General features: G+C 43.1%; 16 protein-coding genes and 2 tRNA genes. All 18 read left to right on the plus strand.

Features of this window, described 5'->3' with window-relative positions; all coding sequences use genetic code 11:
- Nucleotide 1 precedes the first annotated feature (1 nt).
- The 18 genes from M1M80_RS00355 to M1M80_RS00440 all read left to right on the plus strand — a co-directional run bounded on the left by M1M80_RS00355 (nt 2) and on the right by M1M80_RS00440 (nt 16,396).
- Complete coding sequence (locus M1M80_RS00355) at nt 2-262, plus strand: RNA-binding S4 domain-containing protein (protein WP_003226716.1); 261 nt, start codon at nt 2-4, stop codon at nt 260-262.
- A 78-nt stretch (nt 263-340) separates the two neighbouring features.
- Nucleotides 341-643, plus strand: coding sequence for a sporulation protein YabP (gene yabP / locus M1M80_RS00360; protein ID WP_003242114.1), 303 nt, complete (start codon nt 341-343; stop codon nt 641-643).
- The gene (gene yabQ / locus M1M80_RS00365) at nt 640-1,275 is read left to right on the plus strand and encodes a spore cortex biosynthesis protein YabQ (protein ID WP_060397774.1); all 636 of its coding nucleotides are present in this window, start codon (nt 640-642) and stop codon (nt 1,273-1,275) included. Before yabP ends, yabQ begins: the two co-directional genes overlap by 4 nt.
- Nucleotides 1,276-1,292: 17 nt before the next feature.
- Nucleotides 1,293-1,670 (plus strand): cell division protein DivIC, encoded by a 378-nt coding sequence (gene divIC, locus M1M80_RS00370; protein WP_003242110.1) that lies wholly within the window; start codon nt 1,293-1,295, stop codon nt 1,668-1,670.
- An 80-nt stretch (nt 1,671-1,750) separates the two neighbouring features.
- On the plus strand, nt 1,751-2,137 hold the full coding sequence (locus M1M80_RS00375) for a S1 domain-containing RNA-binding protein (RefSeq protein WP_003218379.1): 387 nt from the start codon (nt 1,751-1,753) through the stop codon (nt 2,135-2,137).
- Nucleotides 2,138-2,305: 168 nt separating this feature from the next.
- A tRNA-Met gene (locus tag M1M80_RS00380) sits at nt 2,306-2,382 on the plus strand.
- Between the two features lie 9 nt (nt 2,383-2,391).
- A tRNA-Glu gene (locus M1M80_RS00385) sits at nt 2,392-2,463 on the plus strand.
- A gap of 199 nt (nt 2,464-2,662) precedes the next feature.
- Nucleotides 2,663-5,146: a stage II sporulation protein E gene (gene spoIIE, locus M1M80_RS00390; RefSeq protein WP_060397775.1), complete on the plus strand. Its 2,484-nt coding sequence runs from the start codon at nt 2,663-2,665 to the stop codon at nt 5,144-5,146.
- 84 nt (nt 5,147-5,230) lie between these two features.
- Nucleotides 5,231-5,968 carry a vWA domain-containing protein gene (locus M1M80_RS00395; protein WP_003242107.1) on the plus strand — a complete coding sequence of 246 codons (738 nt, stop codon included), beginning with the start codon at nt 5,231-5,233 and terminating at the stop codon, nt 5,966-5,968.
- Complete coding sequence (gene prkT, locus M1M80_RS00400; protein WP_060397776.1) at nt 5,934-6,950, plus strand: serine/threonine protein kinase PrkT; 1,017 nt, start codon at nt 5,934-5,936, stop codon at nt 6,948-6,950. Before M1M80_RS00395 ends, prkT begins: the two co-directional genes overlap by 35 nt.
- Nucleotides 6,951-7,053: 103 nt before the next feature.
- Complete coding sequence (gene tilS / locus M1M80_RS00405) at nt 7,054-8,472, plus strand: tRNA lysidine(34) synthetase TilS (RefSeq protein ID WP_003242103.1); 1,419 nt, start codon at nt 7,054-7,056, stop codon at nt 8,470-8,472.
- Nucleotides 8,469-9,011, plus strand: coding sequence for a hypoxanthine phosphoribosyltransferase (gene hpt / locus M1M80_RS00410; RefSeq protein ID WP_003218388.1), 543 nt, complete (start codon nt 8,469-8,471; stop codon nt 9,009-9,011). Before tilS ends, hpt begins: the two co-directional genes overlap by 4 nt.
- A 97-nt stretch (nt 9,012-9,108) precedes the next feature.
- Nucleotides 9,109-11,022: an ATP-dependent zinc metalloprotease FtsH gene (ftsH, locus tag M1M80_RS00415; RefSeq protein ID WP_003242099.1), complete on the plus strand. Its 1,914-nt coding sequence runs from the start codon at nt 9,109-9,111 to the stop codon at nt 11,020-11,022.
- Nucleotides 11,023-11,212: 190 nt separating this feature from the next.
- Nucleotides 11,213-11,989 carry a type III pantothenate kinase gene (locus M1M80_RS00420; RefSeq protein ID WP_060397777.1) on the plus strand — a complete coding sequence of 259 codons (777 nt, stop codon included), beginning with the start codon at nt 11,213-11,215 and terminating at the stop codon, nt 11,987-11,989.
- 11 nt (nt 11,990-12,000) lie between these two features.
- Complete coding sequence (gene hslO, locus M1M80_RS00425) at nt 12,001-12,876, plus strand: redox-regulated molecular chaperone HslO (protein WP_060397778.1); 876 nt, start codon at nt 12,001-12,003, stop codon at nt 12,874-12,876.
- A gap of 48 nt (nt 12,877-12,924) precedes the next feature.
- Nucleotides 12,925-13,818: a peptidyl-prolyl cis-trans isomerase gene (locus M1M80_RS00430; protein WP_060397779.1), complete on the plus strand. Its 894-nt coding sequence runs from the start codon at nt 12,925-12,927 to the stop codon at nt 13,816-13,818.
- A gap of 75 nt (nt 13,819-13,893) precedes the next feature.
- Nucleotides 13,894-14,820, plus strand: a complete 927-nt coding sequence (cysK, locus tag M1M80_RS00435; protein ID WP_003242091.1) for a cysteine synthase A — start codon at nt 13,894-13,896, stop codon at nt 14,818-14,820.
- A 163-nt stretch (nt 14,821-14,983) separates the two neighbouring features.
- Nucleotides 14,984-16,396: an anthranilate synthase component I family protein gene (locus M1M80_RS00440; protein ID WP_060397780.1), complete on the plus strand. Its 1,413-nt coding sequence runs from the start codon at nt 14,984-14,986 to the stop codon at nt 16,394-16,396.
- Nucleotides 16,397-16,398 lie beyond the last annotated feature (2 nt).

Raw genomic sequence — 16,398 nt, forward strand, 5'->3', positions numbered from 1 at the left:
TATGAGATTAGATAAATTTTTGAAAGTATCACGGCTGATTAAACGACGTACACTAGCAAAGGAAGTAGCTGACCAGGGACGCATCTCTATTAACGGAAACCAGGCTAAAGCAAGCTCTGACGTAAAACCGGGGGATGAACTAACGGTCCGCTTCGGCCAAAAGCTTGTAACGGTTCAAGTCAATGAGTTGAAAGACACGACGAAAAAAGAAGAAGCTGCAAACATGTATACGATCCTAAAGGAAGAAAAACTCGGCGAATAGGCTTGTTCTAAAAAAATCCCCCGCCTCATACAATGCAGTAATAATGCTAAAAGTATCGAGGATATGGGGGCTGAATAGATGAATTCATATTATGAGCAAAAAGGTTCTTCGTCTGTTCCGGAACAGCATGATGTGACAATGAAAGGCCGGAAGCATTTAGATATTTCTGGGGTTAAGCAAGTGGAGAGCTTTGATAATGAAGAATTCCTGCTGGAAACTGTGATGGGAATGCTCTCAGTCAGAGGCCAAAACCTGCAGATGAAAAATTTAGATGTGGAAAAAGGGATTGTTTCCATTAAAGGCAGGGTATTTGATTTAGTGTACTTAGATGAACAACAAGGGGATAAAGCTAAAGGGTTTTTTAGCAAGTTGTTTAAATGACGCTGACGACACAATTCTATACAATGCTGGCGATGTCCGGTATGGGCCTCTGGCTTGGGGCGTCGCTTGATACATACCGGCTCTTTGTCATTCGTGCCAAAACAGCCAGATGGCTATTATTTATTCATGATATTCTTTTCTGGATTGTGCAAGGGCTGCTTTTCTTTTATGTCTTGCTTCATGTAAATGAGGGAGAATTCAGGCTTTACATCTTTTTAGCGGTTCTGCTGGGCGTTGCGACGTATCAGAGCCTTTGCAAACGAATCTATATAAAAATACTGAAATTCGTCATTTACCTTGTTGTTTCTGTTTATCAATTCTTCAAAAAACTCATTCAGCACGTGTTATTTCGTCCTATTGTGTGGACATGCGGAGCGATCATCTGGCTGGCGGCGTTTTTAGTAAAGAAAACATACCGCCTGATCGTTTTTCTCTTGTTGTGTCTATATAAAATAGCCATGGTTCTGTGTTTTCCGATCCGTTTTATCGCAAAACAATGTTTGAAACTTCTTCCTGAAAAGATGCGTCTAACTTTTAGACGTTATTTTGAAAAAGGTGCAGGATTTCTCAAAAAGAAGAAGAAACTATTGGTAACCATAAGAACGACCATCACACGTTTTTTGAAGAGATGAAAGGAGGACCGTCTGGTTTGAATTTTTCCAGAGAACGAACGATAACTGAAATACAAAACGACTATAAAGAACAAGTAGAGCGGCAGAATCAGCTGAAGAAAAGAAGACGCAAAGGGCTGTACAGACGGTTGACTGTATTCGGCGCCCTAGTATTCCTGACGGCAATTGTGCTGGCAAGCTCTGTATGGTCCCAAACATCTTCCCTTAGCGCAAAAGAAGAAAAGAAGGAACAGCTTGAAAAAGAACTGAAAAGTTTAAAGACAAAACAAGCAGATTTAAAAGAAGAAATATCCAAATTGAAGGATGAGGATTACGTCACAGAGCTTGCCAGAAGGGACTTATTCATGTCTGGAGACGGAGAAATTATCTTCAATGTGGAGAAGAAGAGCAAGTAGCCTTGTTGACACTTAAATTTTTATTTAGGTATAATTAAGCAAACGATCTTTTTATAAGCCTAAGGAGGAGCACTTTTTTTATGTCGATTGAAGTTGGCAGCAAGTTGCAAGGGAAAATAACAGGTATTACAAATTTTGGAGCATTTGTTGAATTGCCTGGAGGCTCAACCGGTCTCGTTCACATCAGTGAGGTAGCTGATAACTATGTCAAAGACATTAACGATCACTTAAAAGTCGGCGACCAAGTTGAAGTGAAAGTCATCAACGTTGAAAAAGACGGGAAAATTGGTTTATCTATTAAAAAAGCTAAAGACCGTCCGCAAGCCAGACCTAGAAATGATTTCCGTCCGAAAGAATCTTTTGAACAGAAAATGAATAAGTTTTTAAAAGACAGCGAAGACCGCTTGTCATCTTTAAAACGCAATACGGAATCAAAACGTGGAGGGCGCGGAGCAAGAAGAGGATAACTTGCTGCTTTCTATAAATAAATGAAGCATCCGTTCATCCCGACGGATGCTTTTTTTGTTATCCTCTTTCGCTTTAAAAGTCAGAAAATTATAACATTAAAGTTTCTGTTGACGAAAAGGACAAACCTTTGTATTATATAACTTGTGCTTAGAAGCACCAAACAATATGGCGGTGTAGCTCAGCTGGCTAGAGCGTACGGTTCATACCCGTGAGGTCGGGGGTTCGATCCCCTCCGCCGCTACCATATTTGTTTGGCCCGTTGGTCAAGCGGTTAAGACACCGCCCTTTCACGGCGGTAACACGGGTTCGAATCCCGTACGGGTCATCCTAAAAAATCGGTTTCTCTTGCAGAAGCCGATTTTTTTCATTTTTAGACAACATTCCAGAAATTCTTTTGATAACCGAATATCAAGGCAGAAACCGTCGAAGATTTCTTTGGTATTGTTACCTTCTTTTGACAAAATCCTATCTGTGTTTTCGCTATAATGACAGGCAACGAATATAACAGGTGGGAGATGAGAGGAATGGAAAAAGCAGAAAGAAGAGTGAACGGGCCAATGGCGGGACAAGCTTTGGAAAAACTCCAATCGTTTTTTAACAGGGGCACGAAGCTGGTGACTCATCATTTGCATTCACTGTTTTTCTATAAAGGATTCATTTATGTCGTCATCGGATTTTTGCTTGGACGGGCTTTCATATTATCCGAGGTGCTTCCTTTCGCACTTCCTTTCTTTGGGGCGATGCTCCTCATCAGAAGAGACAAGGCGCTTTATGCGGTTTTGGCTGTGCTTGCAGGTGCGCTGACCATTTCTCCGAAGCACTCATTGCTCATACTAGCGGCATTGCTGGCATTCTTCGTATTTTCTAAAGTGGCCGCCTTCATCACCGACGATCGTGTGAAATCACTCCCGATTGTCGTGTTTTTCTCCATGGCTGCTGCAAGAGCTGGGTTTGTTTACGCTCAAAATGGCACGTTTACAACCTATGATTATGTGATGGCTGTTGTAGAAGCCGGACTATCCTTTATTTTGACGCTGATTTTCCTTCAGAGCCTTCCGATTTTCACTGTGAAAAAAGTAAAACAATCTTTAAAAATAGAAGAAATCATTTGCTTTATGATACTTATTGCTTCCGTTTTGACGGGGCTTGCGGGCTTGTCCTATCAAGGGATGCAGGCAGAGCATATACTGGCTCGTTATGTTGTACTGAGTTTTTCCTTTATTGGCGGAGCAAGCATTGGCTGTACAGTTGGTGTCGTGACCGGTCTGATTCTTGGTTTGGCGAATATCGGAAATCTTTATCAAATGAGTTTGCTCGCTTTTTCCGGTTTATTAGGCGGTTTACTGAAGGAAGGGAAAAAAGCGGGCGCAGCAATCGGTCTGATTGTTGGATCACTTCTTATTTCTTTGTACGGTGAAGGCTCTGCCGGTCTGATGACAACGCTCTATGAGTCATTAATCGCAGTCGGCCTGTTTTTGCTTACACCTCAATCAATCACTAAAAAAGTGGCGAGATATATTCCGGGAACTGTGGAGCATCTTCAAGAGCAGCAGCAATATGCAAGGAAAATCAGAGATGTCACTGCTCAGAAGGTAGACCAGTTCTCCAATGTATTTCACGCGCTGTCTGAAAGCTTTGCAACCTTTTATCAAGCATCAGACGAACAGACAGATGACAGCGAAGTTGATCTGTTTTTAAGCAAGATCACGGAGCATTCCTGTCAGACGTGCTACAAGAAAAACAGGTGCTGGGTACAGAACTTTGATAAAACATATGACTTAATGAAACAAGTTATGCTTGAAACAGAAGAAAAAGAATATGCATCAAACCGAAGGCTGAAAAAAGAGTTTCATCAGCATTGCTCTAAATCAAAGCAGGTTGAAGAGCTGATTGAAGATGAACTCGCACATCATCATGCCCATTTGACGCTCAAGAAAAAAGTCCAAGACAGCAGGCGTCTTGTTGCTGAACAGCTTTTGGGTGTTTCTGAAGTCATGGCAGACTTTTCTCGGGAAATAAAAAGAGAGCGAGAACAGCACTTTCTGCAGGAAGAGCAAATCATAGAGGCCCTTCAGCATTTCGGAATCGAGATTCAGCATGTAGAGATATATAGTCTTGAACAAGGAAATATCGATATTGAAATGACCATTCCTTTCAGCGGACATGGAGAAAGTGAAAAAATCATTGCCCCTATGCTTTCTGATATTCTGGAGGAACAAATTCTTGTGAAAGCTGAACAGCACTCTCCGCATCCGAGTGGATACAGTCATGTTGCCTTTGGGTCAACCAAATCATACAGGGTGTCTACAGGTGCGGCTCACGCTGCGAAGGGCGGCGGCCTTGTCTCGGGCGACAGCTACAGCATGATGGAGCTAGGAGCCAGAAAATATGCTGCGGCAATCAGTGACGGAATGGGCAATGGCGCAAGGGCGCACTTCGAAAGCAATGAAACGATCAAGCTTCTTGAGAAAATCCTTGAATCGGGGATTGATGAAAAAATAGCAATTAAAACGATCAACAGTATACTGTCCCTAAGGACAACTGATGAGATATATTCCACGCTTGACCTATCTATTATCGATCTTCAAGATGCCAGCTGTAAATTTTTGAAAGTCGGATCGACGCCTAGCTTTATCAAACGGGGAGACCAGGTAATGAAAGTTCAAGCGAGCAATCTGCCAATCGGTATTATAAATGAATTTGATGTGGAGGTTGTGAGTGAGCAGCTGAAAGCGGGTGACCTCTTGATTATGATGAGTGACGGCATTTTTGAGGGGCCTAAGCATGTAGAAAATCATGACTTATGGATGAAACGTAAAATGAAAGGATTAAAAACAAATGACCCGCAGGAGATTGCTGATTTGCTCATGGAGGAAGTCATCCGCACGAGATCCGGCCAAATTGAAGATGACATGACAGTTGTTGTCGTCCGGATTGACCACAACACACCGAAGTGGGCATCCATTCCTGTTCCGGCAATCTTTCAAACTAAACAAGAAATTTCATAACGCTTCCGTATAAATCAAATTTCTTCTGGCGAAGATGGGAATATAGGAATCTGAGAATCCTCGTATTCTCCAGGAGGAATGAATGTGAATAACGGACATTTAAATCAAATTTTGCTGATAACAGATGGCTGCTCGAACCATGGGGAAGACCCGCTTGCAATGGCTGCTTTTGCTAAAGAGCAGGGGATTACGGTAAATGTCATAGGTATAATGGAAGAAAACCAAATTGACCCTGAGGCAATGAAGGAAGTCGAAGGAATTGCGCTTGCCGGAGGCGGCGTGCATCAGGTCGTTTATGCATCTCAGCTTTCGCAAACTGTTCAAATGGTAACAAAAAAAGCAATGACGCAAACCTTACAAGGGGTAGTCAATCAAGAGCTGAAACAAATTCTTGGAAAGAATGTGGAAATGGAGGAGCTTTCTCCGGAAAAACGCGGCGAAGTCATGGAAGTGGTAGACGAGCTTGGAGAAACGGTGCATCTTCAGGTTTTGGTTCTTGTTGATACAAGCGCAAGTATGGCGCCTAAGCTCCCTACAGTAAAAGAGGCGCTGATTGATTTGTCTGTCAGCCTCAATTCCCGAATCGGGAATAACGAATTTGCAATGTGTATATTTCCCGGGAAAAAACAAGAGGTCGAGCTTGTGCTGAACTGGACACCGAAGCTGCAATCTCTTTCCACTCTCTTTGCGAAGCTTTCGACAGGCGGCATCACGCCAACAGGTCCGGCGATACGTGAAGCGACAATGCAATTTGAAAAAATCCGCTCAAGAAGGAGCATGCTGGCAGATGATGAACGACGCTTTGACGAGTTTGGCATGTAGCCTCAAGCCGGGTACGACAATCAAAGGCAAGTGGAATGGAAACACTTATACATTGCGTAAACAGCTTGGAAAAGGGGCCAATGGAATTGTGTATTTGGCAGAAGCATCAGATGGACATGTTGCCTTAAAGTTGAGTGATGACAGCCTGTCTATTACTTCTGAAGTGAATGTCTTGAAATCTTTCTCAAAGGCCCAGTCCGTTACGATGGGGCCTTCTTTTTTTGATACGGATGATGCCTATATTCCCAGTGCCAATACGAAAGTTTCATTTTATGCAATGGAATACATAAAAGGCCCGCTGCTTTTGAAGTATGTCAGTGATAAAGGAGCAGAATGGATACCGGTATTGATGATTCAGCTGTTATCCAGCTTATCGGTACTTCACCAGCAAGGATGGATATTCGGCGATCTTAAACCTGATAATCTGATTGTAACCGGTCCGCCTGCAAGAATCCGCTGCATTGATGTAGGCGGCACGACAAAGGAAGGTCGGGCGATAAAAGAGTATACGGAGTTTTACGACAGAGGCTATTGGGGGTATGGAACAAGAAAAGCAGAGCCATCCTATGATCTGTTCGCAGTTGCCATGATTATGATCAACAGTGTGCATAAAAAAGAATTCAAGAAAACAAACCAGCCTAAGGAACAGCTTAGGTCTCTAATCGATGGAAACCCGCTGCTGCAAAAGTATAAAAAAGTGCTTTTGTCAGCATTAAACGGAGATTATCAATCCGCAGATGAAATGAAGAAGGATATGCTCGACGCGGGGCAAAAGGCAGCACAAAGAAAACAAGCTGCAAAAGCACCACCGCAGCCTGCTACAAGACAAAGACAGCAGAAACCGCGTCAGGGAAAAGTAACAAAGACGCGATACATCCCTAAACAAAAGGCGGCTAAGTCGGGCGGATTATTTGAAACAACACTTATCGTGATCAGCGTTTTAGCGCTTTATTTCGCCTACATTATCTTTTTCTTAATCTGAATGGCACAAACTGCAAAGCCTATGCTTCTTCTTTGCTTGGAAGGATTGAAAGTGATAGGATATGAATATCTTTAAAATACCTGCTCATTGTGAGGAGGACATTGTGAAAAGTGTCAAAGATTTTTTTAGCAAACATCATCTTGCATTAAAAGGGGCGACAATCATTGTAGGCGTTTCCGGCGGTCCGGACTCAATGGCTCTTCTTCACGCGCTGCATACGTTATGCGGCCGTTCAGCAAATATTATCGCGGCTCACGTTGACCATCGGTTCAGGGGCACGGAATCCGAGGAGGACATGCGTTTTGTCCAAGCTTATTGTAAGGCTGAACAGCTCGCATGCGAAACGGCTCAAATCAATGTAACCGCTTATGCAGAGGAAAAAGGTCTCAATAAGCAGGCTGCAGCACGTGATTGCCGCTATCAGTTTTTTGAGGAAATCATGTTGAAGCATCAAGCGGACTATCTGGCGCTTGCGCATCATGGTGATGACCAAGTTGAAACGATGCTTATGAGACTGGCTAAGGGCACGCTTGGAGCAGGACTTGCAGGAATGCAGCCGGTCAGACGTTTTGGGACGGGGCGGATCATCAGGCCGTTCTTAACCATTACAAAGGAAGAGATCCTTCACTATTGCCGTGAAAACGGCTTGAGCTACCGGACGGATGAAAGCAACGCTAAAGATGATTACACAAGAAACAGGTTCAGAAAAACAGTGCTACCATTTTTGAAACAGGAATCACCGGATGTGCATAAAAGGTTTCAGAAAGTGAGTGAGGCACTGACGGAAGATGAGCAATTCTTACAGTCATTAACGAAAGACGAAATGAATAAAGTAATCACAAGCCAGTCTAATACATCAGTTGAAATCAATTCCTCTCAATTGCTTGCCCTCCCGATGCCTTTACAAAGAAGAGGAGTTCAACTAATATTAAACTATCTTTATGAAAACGTTCCATCATCCTTTTCAGCTCATCATATTCAGCAGTTTCTTGATTGGGCGGAAAAGGGCAGTCCTTCAGGAGTATTGGACTTTCCGAAAGGGCTGAAGGTGGTCAAATCATATCAGACATGTTTGTTTACATTTGAACAATGGCAGTGCAAAAATGTTCCCTTTGAATACCAAATAAGCGGAGCTGCTGATGAAACGGCAGTGCTCCCCAATGGATTTCTGATAGAGGCAAAGCATTATGCGGATTTGCCTGAAGAACATGGGAATGCTGTTTTTATTACAAGTGAAAAAAAGGTGCGATTTCCCTTAACGATCCGGACAAGAAAAGCTGGAGACCGGATCAAACTAAAAGGGATGAACGGCTCAAAAAAGGTAAAGGATATATTTATTGATAAGAAATTGCCTCTCCGAGAAAGAGACAACTGGCCGATTGTAACGGACGCAAGCGGTGAAATTATCTGGATACCGGGCTTGAAAAAATCAATTTTTGAAGATCTTGTGATTCCAAACAGCGACCGCATTGTATTACAATATAGACAGCATGAAAAGTGTAGGGGGCAAGCAAAATCATGATGAAACATGATATCGAGAAAGTACTGATCTCAGAGGAAGAGATACAAGAGAAAGTAAAAGAGTTAGGCACAGAATTAACGAGCGAGTATCAAGATACATTTCCGTTGGCAATCGGTGTGTTAAAAGGAGCACTTCCTTTTATGGCGGATCTTATCAAGCATATTGATACATATTTGGAAATGGATTTCATGGATGTATCAAGCTACGGAAATTCTACGGTTTCTTCTGGAGAAGTAAAAATCATTAAAGATTTGGATACATCTGTAGAGGGCCGGGACATCTTAATTATTGAAGATATCATCGACAGTGGGTTAACCTTAAGTTATCTAGTAGAGCTCTTCCGATACCGTAAAGCAAAATCAATTAAGATTGTTACCCTTTTGGATAAACCGAGCGGAAGAAAAGCAGACATCAAAGCAGACTTTGTAGGCTTTGAAGTTCCTGACGCGTTTGTAGTGGGTTACGGACTTGATTATGCTGAGCGCTATCGCAATCTGCCTTATATCGGAGTGTTAAAACCGGCAGTTTATGAAAGCTGATCGGCAGCCTGCTTCCGAGATGGTTATTGTTTGTATTGGAATGATTTTCTATGGTACTATTGAACATAGTTGTGCTTACTGTGGGAGGAGGTAAGGAATGAATCGGGTCTTCCGTAATACCATTTTTTATTTACTTATTTTATTAGTAGTAATCGGGGTTGTGAGCTACTTCCAGACCTCAAATCCGAAAACAGAAAATATGTCGTACAGTACGTTTATCAAAAACCTGGATGACGGGAAAGTTGATAGCGTATCGGTTCAGCCTGTCAGAGGTGTTTATGAGGTAAAAGGACAGCTGAAAAATTACGACAAAGATCAATACTTTTTGACTCATGTTCCTGAAGGAAAGGGAGCAGACCAGATATTTAATGCTTTGAAAAAGACAGACGTAAAGGTTGAGCCCGCTCAAGAAACAAGCGGATGGGTGACATTCCTGACGACCATCATCCCGTTTGTCATTATCTTTATTCTGTTTTTCTTCCTGCTCAATCAGGCTCAAGGCGGCGGCAGCCGTGTCATGAACTTTGGTAAGAGCAAGGCGAAGCTGTATACAGAGGAAAAGAAACGTGTCAAATTTAAAGACGTTGCAGGGGCTGATGAAGAAAAACAAGAACTCGTTGAAGTTGTTGAGTTTCTTAAAGATCCCCGCAAGTTTGCCGAGCTTGGCGCAAGAATACCTAAAGGCGTGCTTTTAGTCGGACCTCCGGGTACCGGTAAAACATTGCTGGCAAAAGCTTGTGCAGGTGAAGCTGGCGTTCCTTTCTTCAGCATCAGCGGATCTGATTTCGTTGAGATGTTTGTAGGTGTCGGTGCTTCCCGTGTACGTGACTTGTTTGAAAATGCGAAAAAGAATGCGCCTTGTTTGATCTTCATTGACGAAATTGACGCAGTGGGACGCCAGCGTGGAGCGGGTCTCGGCGGCGGACACGATGAACGTGAACAGACGCTTAACCAATTGCTTGTTGAAATGGACGGATTCAGCGCCAATGAAGGAATCATCATCATTGCTGCGACGAACCGTGCGGACATCTTGGACCCAGCCTTACTTCGTCCGGGACGTTTTGACCGTCAAATCACAGTGGACCGCCCAGATGTCATTGGCCGTGAAGCTGTATTGAAAGTCCATGCGAGAAACAAACCGCTGGATGAAACGGTTAACCTGAAATCAATTGCCATGAGAACACCAGGCTTCTCAGGCGCGGACTTAGAAAATCTATTGAATGAAGCTGCTCTTGTGGCGGCTCGTCAAAACAAGAAAAAAATCGATGCGCGTGATATTGACGAAGCGACGGACCGTGTCATTGCCGGACCTGCTAAGAAGAGCCGCGTCATCTCCAAGAAAGAACGCAATATCGTGGCTTATCACGAAGGCGGACACACCGTTATCGGACTCGTTTTAGATGAGGCTGATATGGTTCATAAAGTAACGATTGTTCCTCGGGGCCAGGCTGGCGGTTATGCAGTTATGCTTCCAAGAGAAGACCGTTACTTCCAAACAAAGCCGGAGCTGCTTGATAAAATTGTCGGTCTCTTGGGCGGACGTGTCGCTGAAGAAATTATCTTCGGTGAAGTCAGCACAGGAGCGCACAATGACTTCCAGCGTGCGACGAATATTGCAAGACGAATGGTTACAGAATTCGGTATGTCAGAAAAACTGGGACCGTTGCAATTTGGACAGTCTCAGGGTGGTCAGGTATTCTTAGGCCGTGATTTCAACAATGAACAAAACTATAGTGATCAAATCGCTTACGAGATTGATCAGGAAATTCAGCGCATCATCAAAGAATGTTATGAGCGTGCGAAACAAATCCTGACTGAAAATCGTGACAAGCTTGAATTGATTGCTCAAACGCTTCTGAAAGTTGAAACACTTGACGCTGAACAAATCAAACACCTTGTTGATCATGGAACATTGCCTGAACGCAATTTCTCTGATGATGAAAAGAACGATGATGTGAAAGTAAACATTCTGACAAAAACAGAAGAAAAGAAAGACGATACAAAAGAGTAATTCGCTTTCTATCTAAAAACTGCCAGCTGACGCTGGCAGTTTTTTTGTGTAAATCATGCCTCGGCAGCCGCTTTTGCGATCATCCAATTCTGGTATCGATTTGTTTACAAATGAGCCGCTGATCGTGTATGGTATTGTAGAATGTTTGTAAAAGTAATATAGAGAAACTATTCAAAAGTGGTGATAGAGGTTGTTACTGGTTATTGATGTGGGGAACACCAATACTGTTCTTGGTGTATATCATGAGGGAAAATTAGAATATCACTGGCGTATAGAAACAAGCAGGCATAAAACAGAAGATGAGTTTGGGATGGTTTTACGCTCTTTGTTCGAGCACTCTGGGCTCATGTTTGAACAGATAAATGGCATTATTATTTCATCAGTAGTGCCGCCAATTATGTTTGCATTAGAAAGAATGTGCACAAAATACTTTCATATCGAACCGCAAATTGTCGGTCCGGGTATGAAAACCGGTTTAAATATAAAATATGACAATCCGAAAGAAGTGGGAGCAGACAGAATCGTAAATGCTGTCGCAGCGATACACTTATACGGCAATCCGTTAATTGTTGTCGATTTCGGAACTGCCACAACATACTGCTATATTGATGAAAACAAACAATACATGGGCGGAGCGATTGCTCCTGGGATTACGATTTCGACAGAGGCGCTTTACTCGCGTGCGGCAAAGCTTCCGCGTATTGAAATCACCCGGCCTGACAATATTATCGGAAAAAACACTGTAAGCGCGATGCAATCTGGAATTTTATTTGGCTATGTCGGTCAAGTGGAAGGAATCGTCAAGCGAATGAAATGGCAGGCAAAACAGGAACCAAAGGTCATTGCGACAGGAGGCCTTGCGCCGCTCATTGCAAACGAATCAGATTGTATAGATATCGTTGATCCATTCTTAACCCTAAAAGGGCTGGAATTGATTTATGAACGAAACCGCGTAGGAAGTGTATAGGAGGTTTTGTAATGGATTATTTAGTAAAAGCACTTGCGTGTGACGGAAAAGTTCGCGCTTATGCAGCGAGAACAACTGATATGGTAAGTGAGGGACAAAGACGCCATGGTACGTGGCCGACAGCATCCGCTGCACTGGGCCGCACAATGACAGCTTCGCTTATGCTCGGCGCTATGCTGAAGGGCGATGATAAGCTGACAGTGAAAATCGAAGGCGGAGGTCCGATCGGAGCAATTGTGGCTGATGCCAATGCAAAAGGGGAAGTCAGAGCATACGTCTCTAACCCGCAAGTTCATTTTGATTTAAATGAACAAGGCAAGCTTGATGTCAGACGTGCCGTTGGTACAAGCGGAACGTTAAGTGTCGTAAAAGATTTAGGGTTGCGCGAGTTCTTCACAGGACAAGTAGAAATTGTTTCAGGAGAATTGGGCGATGATTTCACCTACTATCTTGTGTCTTCGGAGCAGGTTCCTTCGTCGGTGGGCGTAGGTGTGCTCGTGAATCCTGACAATACCATTCTTGCGGCAGGAGGCTTTATTATTCAGCTTATGCCGGGAACAGACGATGAAACGATCACAAAAATTGAACAGCGTCTATCTCAAGTAGAGCCGATTTCTAAGCTCATCCAAAAAGGGCTTACACCAGAAGAAATTCTGGAAGAAGTCCTAGGCGAGAAGCCTGAGATTTTGGAAACGATGCCTGTCAGGTTCCATTGCCCTTGTTCAAAAGAACGTTTCGAAACAGCCATTTTAGGACTAGGCAAAAAAGAAATTCAAGATATGATAGAAGAAGATGGACAAGCCGAAGCAGTATGCCATTTTTGTAATGAAAAGTACTTATTTACAAAAGAAGAGCTGGAAGGGCTTCGTGACCAAACTACCCGCTAAGCTCTTTAGCGGGTTTTTTTAATTTGAGAAAAGGGGCTGAAAGCAGGTTTGAAATCAAGAACAATCTGGACCGTTATTTTAGGGGCGCTGTTGGTTTGCTGTATTGCTGTTGCATATACGCTGACGAAATCCCAGGCAGGCGCATCGCCGTCCGGTGAGTCTATTGCGACGATCGGAGGCAAAAGCGTGACAAGAGAAGAATGGCTGAAAGAAATGGAAGATCAATATGGAAAGTCGACACTTGAAGATATGATCAATGTCCGAGTCGTTGAGCAGCTCGCCAAAAAGAACGATCTCAAAGTGTCTAAAAGCGAAATTGATCGTGAGTTTTTGCTGATTAAAGCGGTCAACAATTCTTTTTACGAAGACGAACATACAACTGAGAAGGAGTGGAAAGACCAAATTCGTTATAATATCCTCCTTGAAGAGTTGTTAACAAGGGATATTGATATCTCAAACAGTGAAATGAAATCATTCTATAATAAAAATAAAGAACTGTATCAGTTTGATGATTCGTATCGAATTCGGCACATTGTTGTAAAAGATGAAGAAGAAGCGAGAGAAGTCTTGAAAGAACTTGAAGGCGGCTCAAGCTTTGAAGCTGTCGCAGCGGAAAGGTCTACAGACAGATATACATCGCCATATGGCGGAGATTTAGGTTTTGTCACAGAAGCATCAGACAACATTCCGTCAGCATACATTGAAGAAGCAAAAACACTCAATGAGGATGAATGGTCTGAAGAACCGATAAAGGTCAGTAACGGATATGCCGTGATTCAGCTGAAAGAAAAGCTAAAGGCAAGGACATTCTCATATGCTGAAGTAAAGGATCAGATCAGACGGCAAATCGCAATGGATCAGTTAGGTGATAAAGCTACAGTCAAAACGCTTTGGAAAGAAGCCGATGTATCTTGGTTTTATGGGGAAAAAAGTACTAAGTGATTGACAAAAAATTTTGAAATTGATAGATTATATACATAATACCAATACAAATAGTCGGAAATTGAGGTGTCGAGAATGGTACGTGTAGCAAACTCCATTACTGAATTAATTGGGAATACGCCAATCGTTAAATTAAATCGCCTTGCAGATGAAAACAGTGCGGATGTATATCTAAAGCTTGAATACATGAACCCTGGAAGCAGTGTAAAAGACCGTATCGGTTTAGCCATGATTGAAGCCGCTGAAAAAGAAGGAAAATTAAAAGCCGGTGATACAATCATTGAACCGACAAGCGGAAATACTGGAATCGGGCTTGCGATGGTTGCAGCTGCTAAAGGATTAAAAGCCATTTTGGTTATGCCTGATACAATGAGCATGGAGCGCCGCAACCTTCTTCGCGCGTACGGTGCTGAGCTTGTGCTGACTCCTGGTGCGGAAGGCATGAAAGGCGCTATTAAGAAAGCGGAAGAGCTTGCTGAAAAGCACGGATACTTTGTGCCTCAGCAGTTTAACAACCCTTCTAACCCAGAAATTCACCGCCAAACAACGGGTAAAGAAATCGTTGAGCAATTCGGTGATGACCAGGTTGATGCATTTGTAGCCGGGATCGGAACAGGCGGAACGATTACAGGAGCGGGCGAAGTTCTGAAGGAAGCATACCCTTCTATCAAAATATACGCTGTTGAACCGTCAGACTCTCCAGTGCTTGCAGGAGGAAAACCAGGCCCCCACAAAATTCAGGGAATCGGAGCTGGATTTGTGCCGGACATCTTAAACACTGAAGTATACGATGAAATCTTCCCTGTGAAGAATGAAGAAGCATTTGAATATGCGCGCAGAGCTGCACGTGAAGAAGGAATTCTCGGAGGCATCTCATCAGGTGCGGCAATTTATGCTGCTCTTCAAGTAGCGAAAAAACTCGGAAAAGGCAAAAAAGTTTTGGCCATCATTCCAAGTAACGGCGAACGTTATCTGAGCACGCCGCTGTATCAATTCGATTAAAAAAGCAAAACTCCCGGTCCGCCGGGAGTTTTTTTATATTCGTGCATCAAATATGCCGTGTCTGCGACGAATGTTATTCTTGGAAGAGAAATTCACTTTTTTCACTAACAAGATTGCTTTACAATATAAAACAAGCAAAAAAGAAAATAGAGGAATGATATAAATGGCACAACGCAGACCGGCAGGCAAAAAAGTACCTTTTCAAAAAGATTCATTCTTACAACAATTTGAGAAACTTGCGCAATCCAAAAAACAGCATGTACTGCTTGAAAGTGCAAGAGGCGGCAGATACACTATAGCCGGTCTTGATCCAATTGCGACTGTAAAAGGAAAAGACGGAATCACCACTATTAAGCATGGTGATGAGATGCTGTTTCAAGAAGGTGATCCATTACGTGCCTTCCACAGCTGGTTTAAAACGCTGGAAACAGAAACAGATCATGAGCTTCCGGATTTTCAAGGCGGGGCAATCGGTTTTCTCAGCTATGATTACGCACGTTACATTGAAAACTTTAAAATGCTCTCATTAGATGATCTGGAAACACCGGATATTTATTTTCTTGTTTTTGATGATATAGCAGTTTATGACCATCAAGAAGAGACTCTGTGGCTGATTACTCATGTTAATGGTTCTGATCAGGAATCTGCGGAGGTGAAGCTATCTGAGCTGGAGCGGATGTGGCTGACTGAGCTTCCAGCTGTCCCTTCGAGAGAGATGAAGCATGAAACAGAAGGTTCCTTCGCGGCACCATTTACTGAGGACGGATTCTCACAAGCTGTAGAGAAAATCAAACAATACATTGCCAGCGGAGATGTGTTTCAAGTCAATCTATCATTAAGACAGTCACAGTCACTGTCTGCCCATCCATATCAAATATACAAAACACTGAGAGAAGTAAATCCTTCTCCGTATATGGCCTATTTAGAAACACCTGATTTCCAAATCATTTGCGGATCGCCTGAACTTCTTGTCAGCAAAAAGGGCAAACGATTAGAGACGAGACCGATTGCAGGCACCCGTTCCAGAGGGAAAACTGATGAAGAAGACGAGGCGCTCGCAAACGAATTGATCCACAATGAAAAAGAACGCGCTGAACATGTCATGCTGGTTGACCTTGAGCGAAATGATCTGGGAAGAGTATCACGTTACGGGTCTGTGCGCGTGAACGAATTCATGGCAATTGAAAAATACTCGCATGTGATGCACATTGTGTCTAACGTCCAAGGTGAATTGCAGGATGGGTATGATGCTGTAGATATTATTCATGCTGTATTTCCCGGAGGAACCATTACAGGTGCTCCCAAAGTAAGAACAATGGAAATTATAGAAGAACTTGAGCCGACACGCCGCGGGCTTTATACTGGATCTATAGGGTGGTTTGGATTTAATCACGATCTGCAGTTTAATATCGTTATTCGAACCATTTATGCAACCGGGGGGCAGGCATTTATGCAGTCCGGCGCAGGAGTTGTGATTGATTCTGTTCCAAAGCACGAATACAGAGAATCATTCAAAAAAGCTTTTGCGATGCAAAAGGCGTTAGAGCTGAGCAAAGAAGAGACAAAAATTAGATGAGG

The sequence above is a fragment of the Bacillus inaquosorum genome, assembly GCF_023238325.1.
Classification (GTDB): Bacteria; Bacillota; Bacilli; order Bacillales; family Bacillaceae; genus Bacillus; species Bacillus inaquosorum.

What these genes read in the sequence shown, in the direction of transcription:
- M1M80_RS00355 (WP_003226716.1), top strand. Translation starts at nt 2, where the DNA reads ATGAGATTAGATAAATTTTTGAAAGTATCACGGCTGATTAAACGACGT.
- yabP (WP_003242114.1), top strand. Translation starts at nt 341, where the DNA reads ATGAATTCATATTATGAGCAAAAAGGTTCTTCGTCTGTTCCGGAACAG.
- yabQ (WP_060397774.1), top strand. Translation starts at nt 640, where the DNA reads ATGACGCTGACGACACAATTCTATACAATGCTGGCGATGTCCGGTATG.
- M1M80_RS00375 (WP_003218379.1), top strand. Translation starts at nt 1,751, where the DNA reads ATGTCGATTGAAGTTGGCAGCAAGTTGCAAGGGAAAATAACAGGTATT.
- spoIIE (WP_060397775.1), top strand. Translation starts at nt 2,663, where the DNA reads ATGGAAAAAGCAGAAAGAAGAGTGAACGGGCCAATGGCGGGACAAGCT.
- prkT (WP_060397776.1), top strand. Translation starts at nt 5,934, where the DNA reads ATGATGAACGACGCTTTGACGAGTTTGGCATGTAGCCTCAAGCCGGGT.
- hpt (WP_003218388.1), top strand. Translation starts at nt 8,469, where the DNA reads ATGATGAAACATGATATCGAGAAAGTACTGATCTCAGAGGAAGAGATA.
- ftsH (WP_003242099.1), top strand. Translation starts at nt 9,109, where the DNA reads ATGAATCGGGTCTTCCGTAATACCATTTTTTATTTACTTATTTTATTA.
- hslO (WP_060397778.1), top strand. Translation starts at nt 12,001, where the DNA reads ATGGATTATTTAGTAAAAGCACTTGCGTGTGACGGAAAAGTTCGCGCT.
- cysK (WP_003242091.1), top strand. Translation starts at nt 13,894, where the DNA reads ATGGTACGTGTAGCAAACTCCATTACTGAATTAATTGGGAATACGCCA.
- M1M80_RS00440 (WP_060397780.1), top strand. Translation starts at nt 14,984, where the DNA reads ATGGCACAACGCAGACCGGCAGGCAAAAAAGTACCTTTTCAAAAAGAT.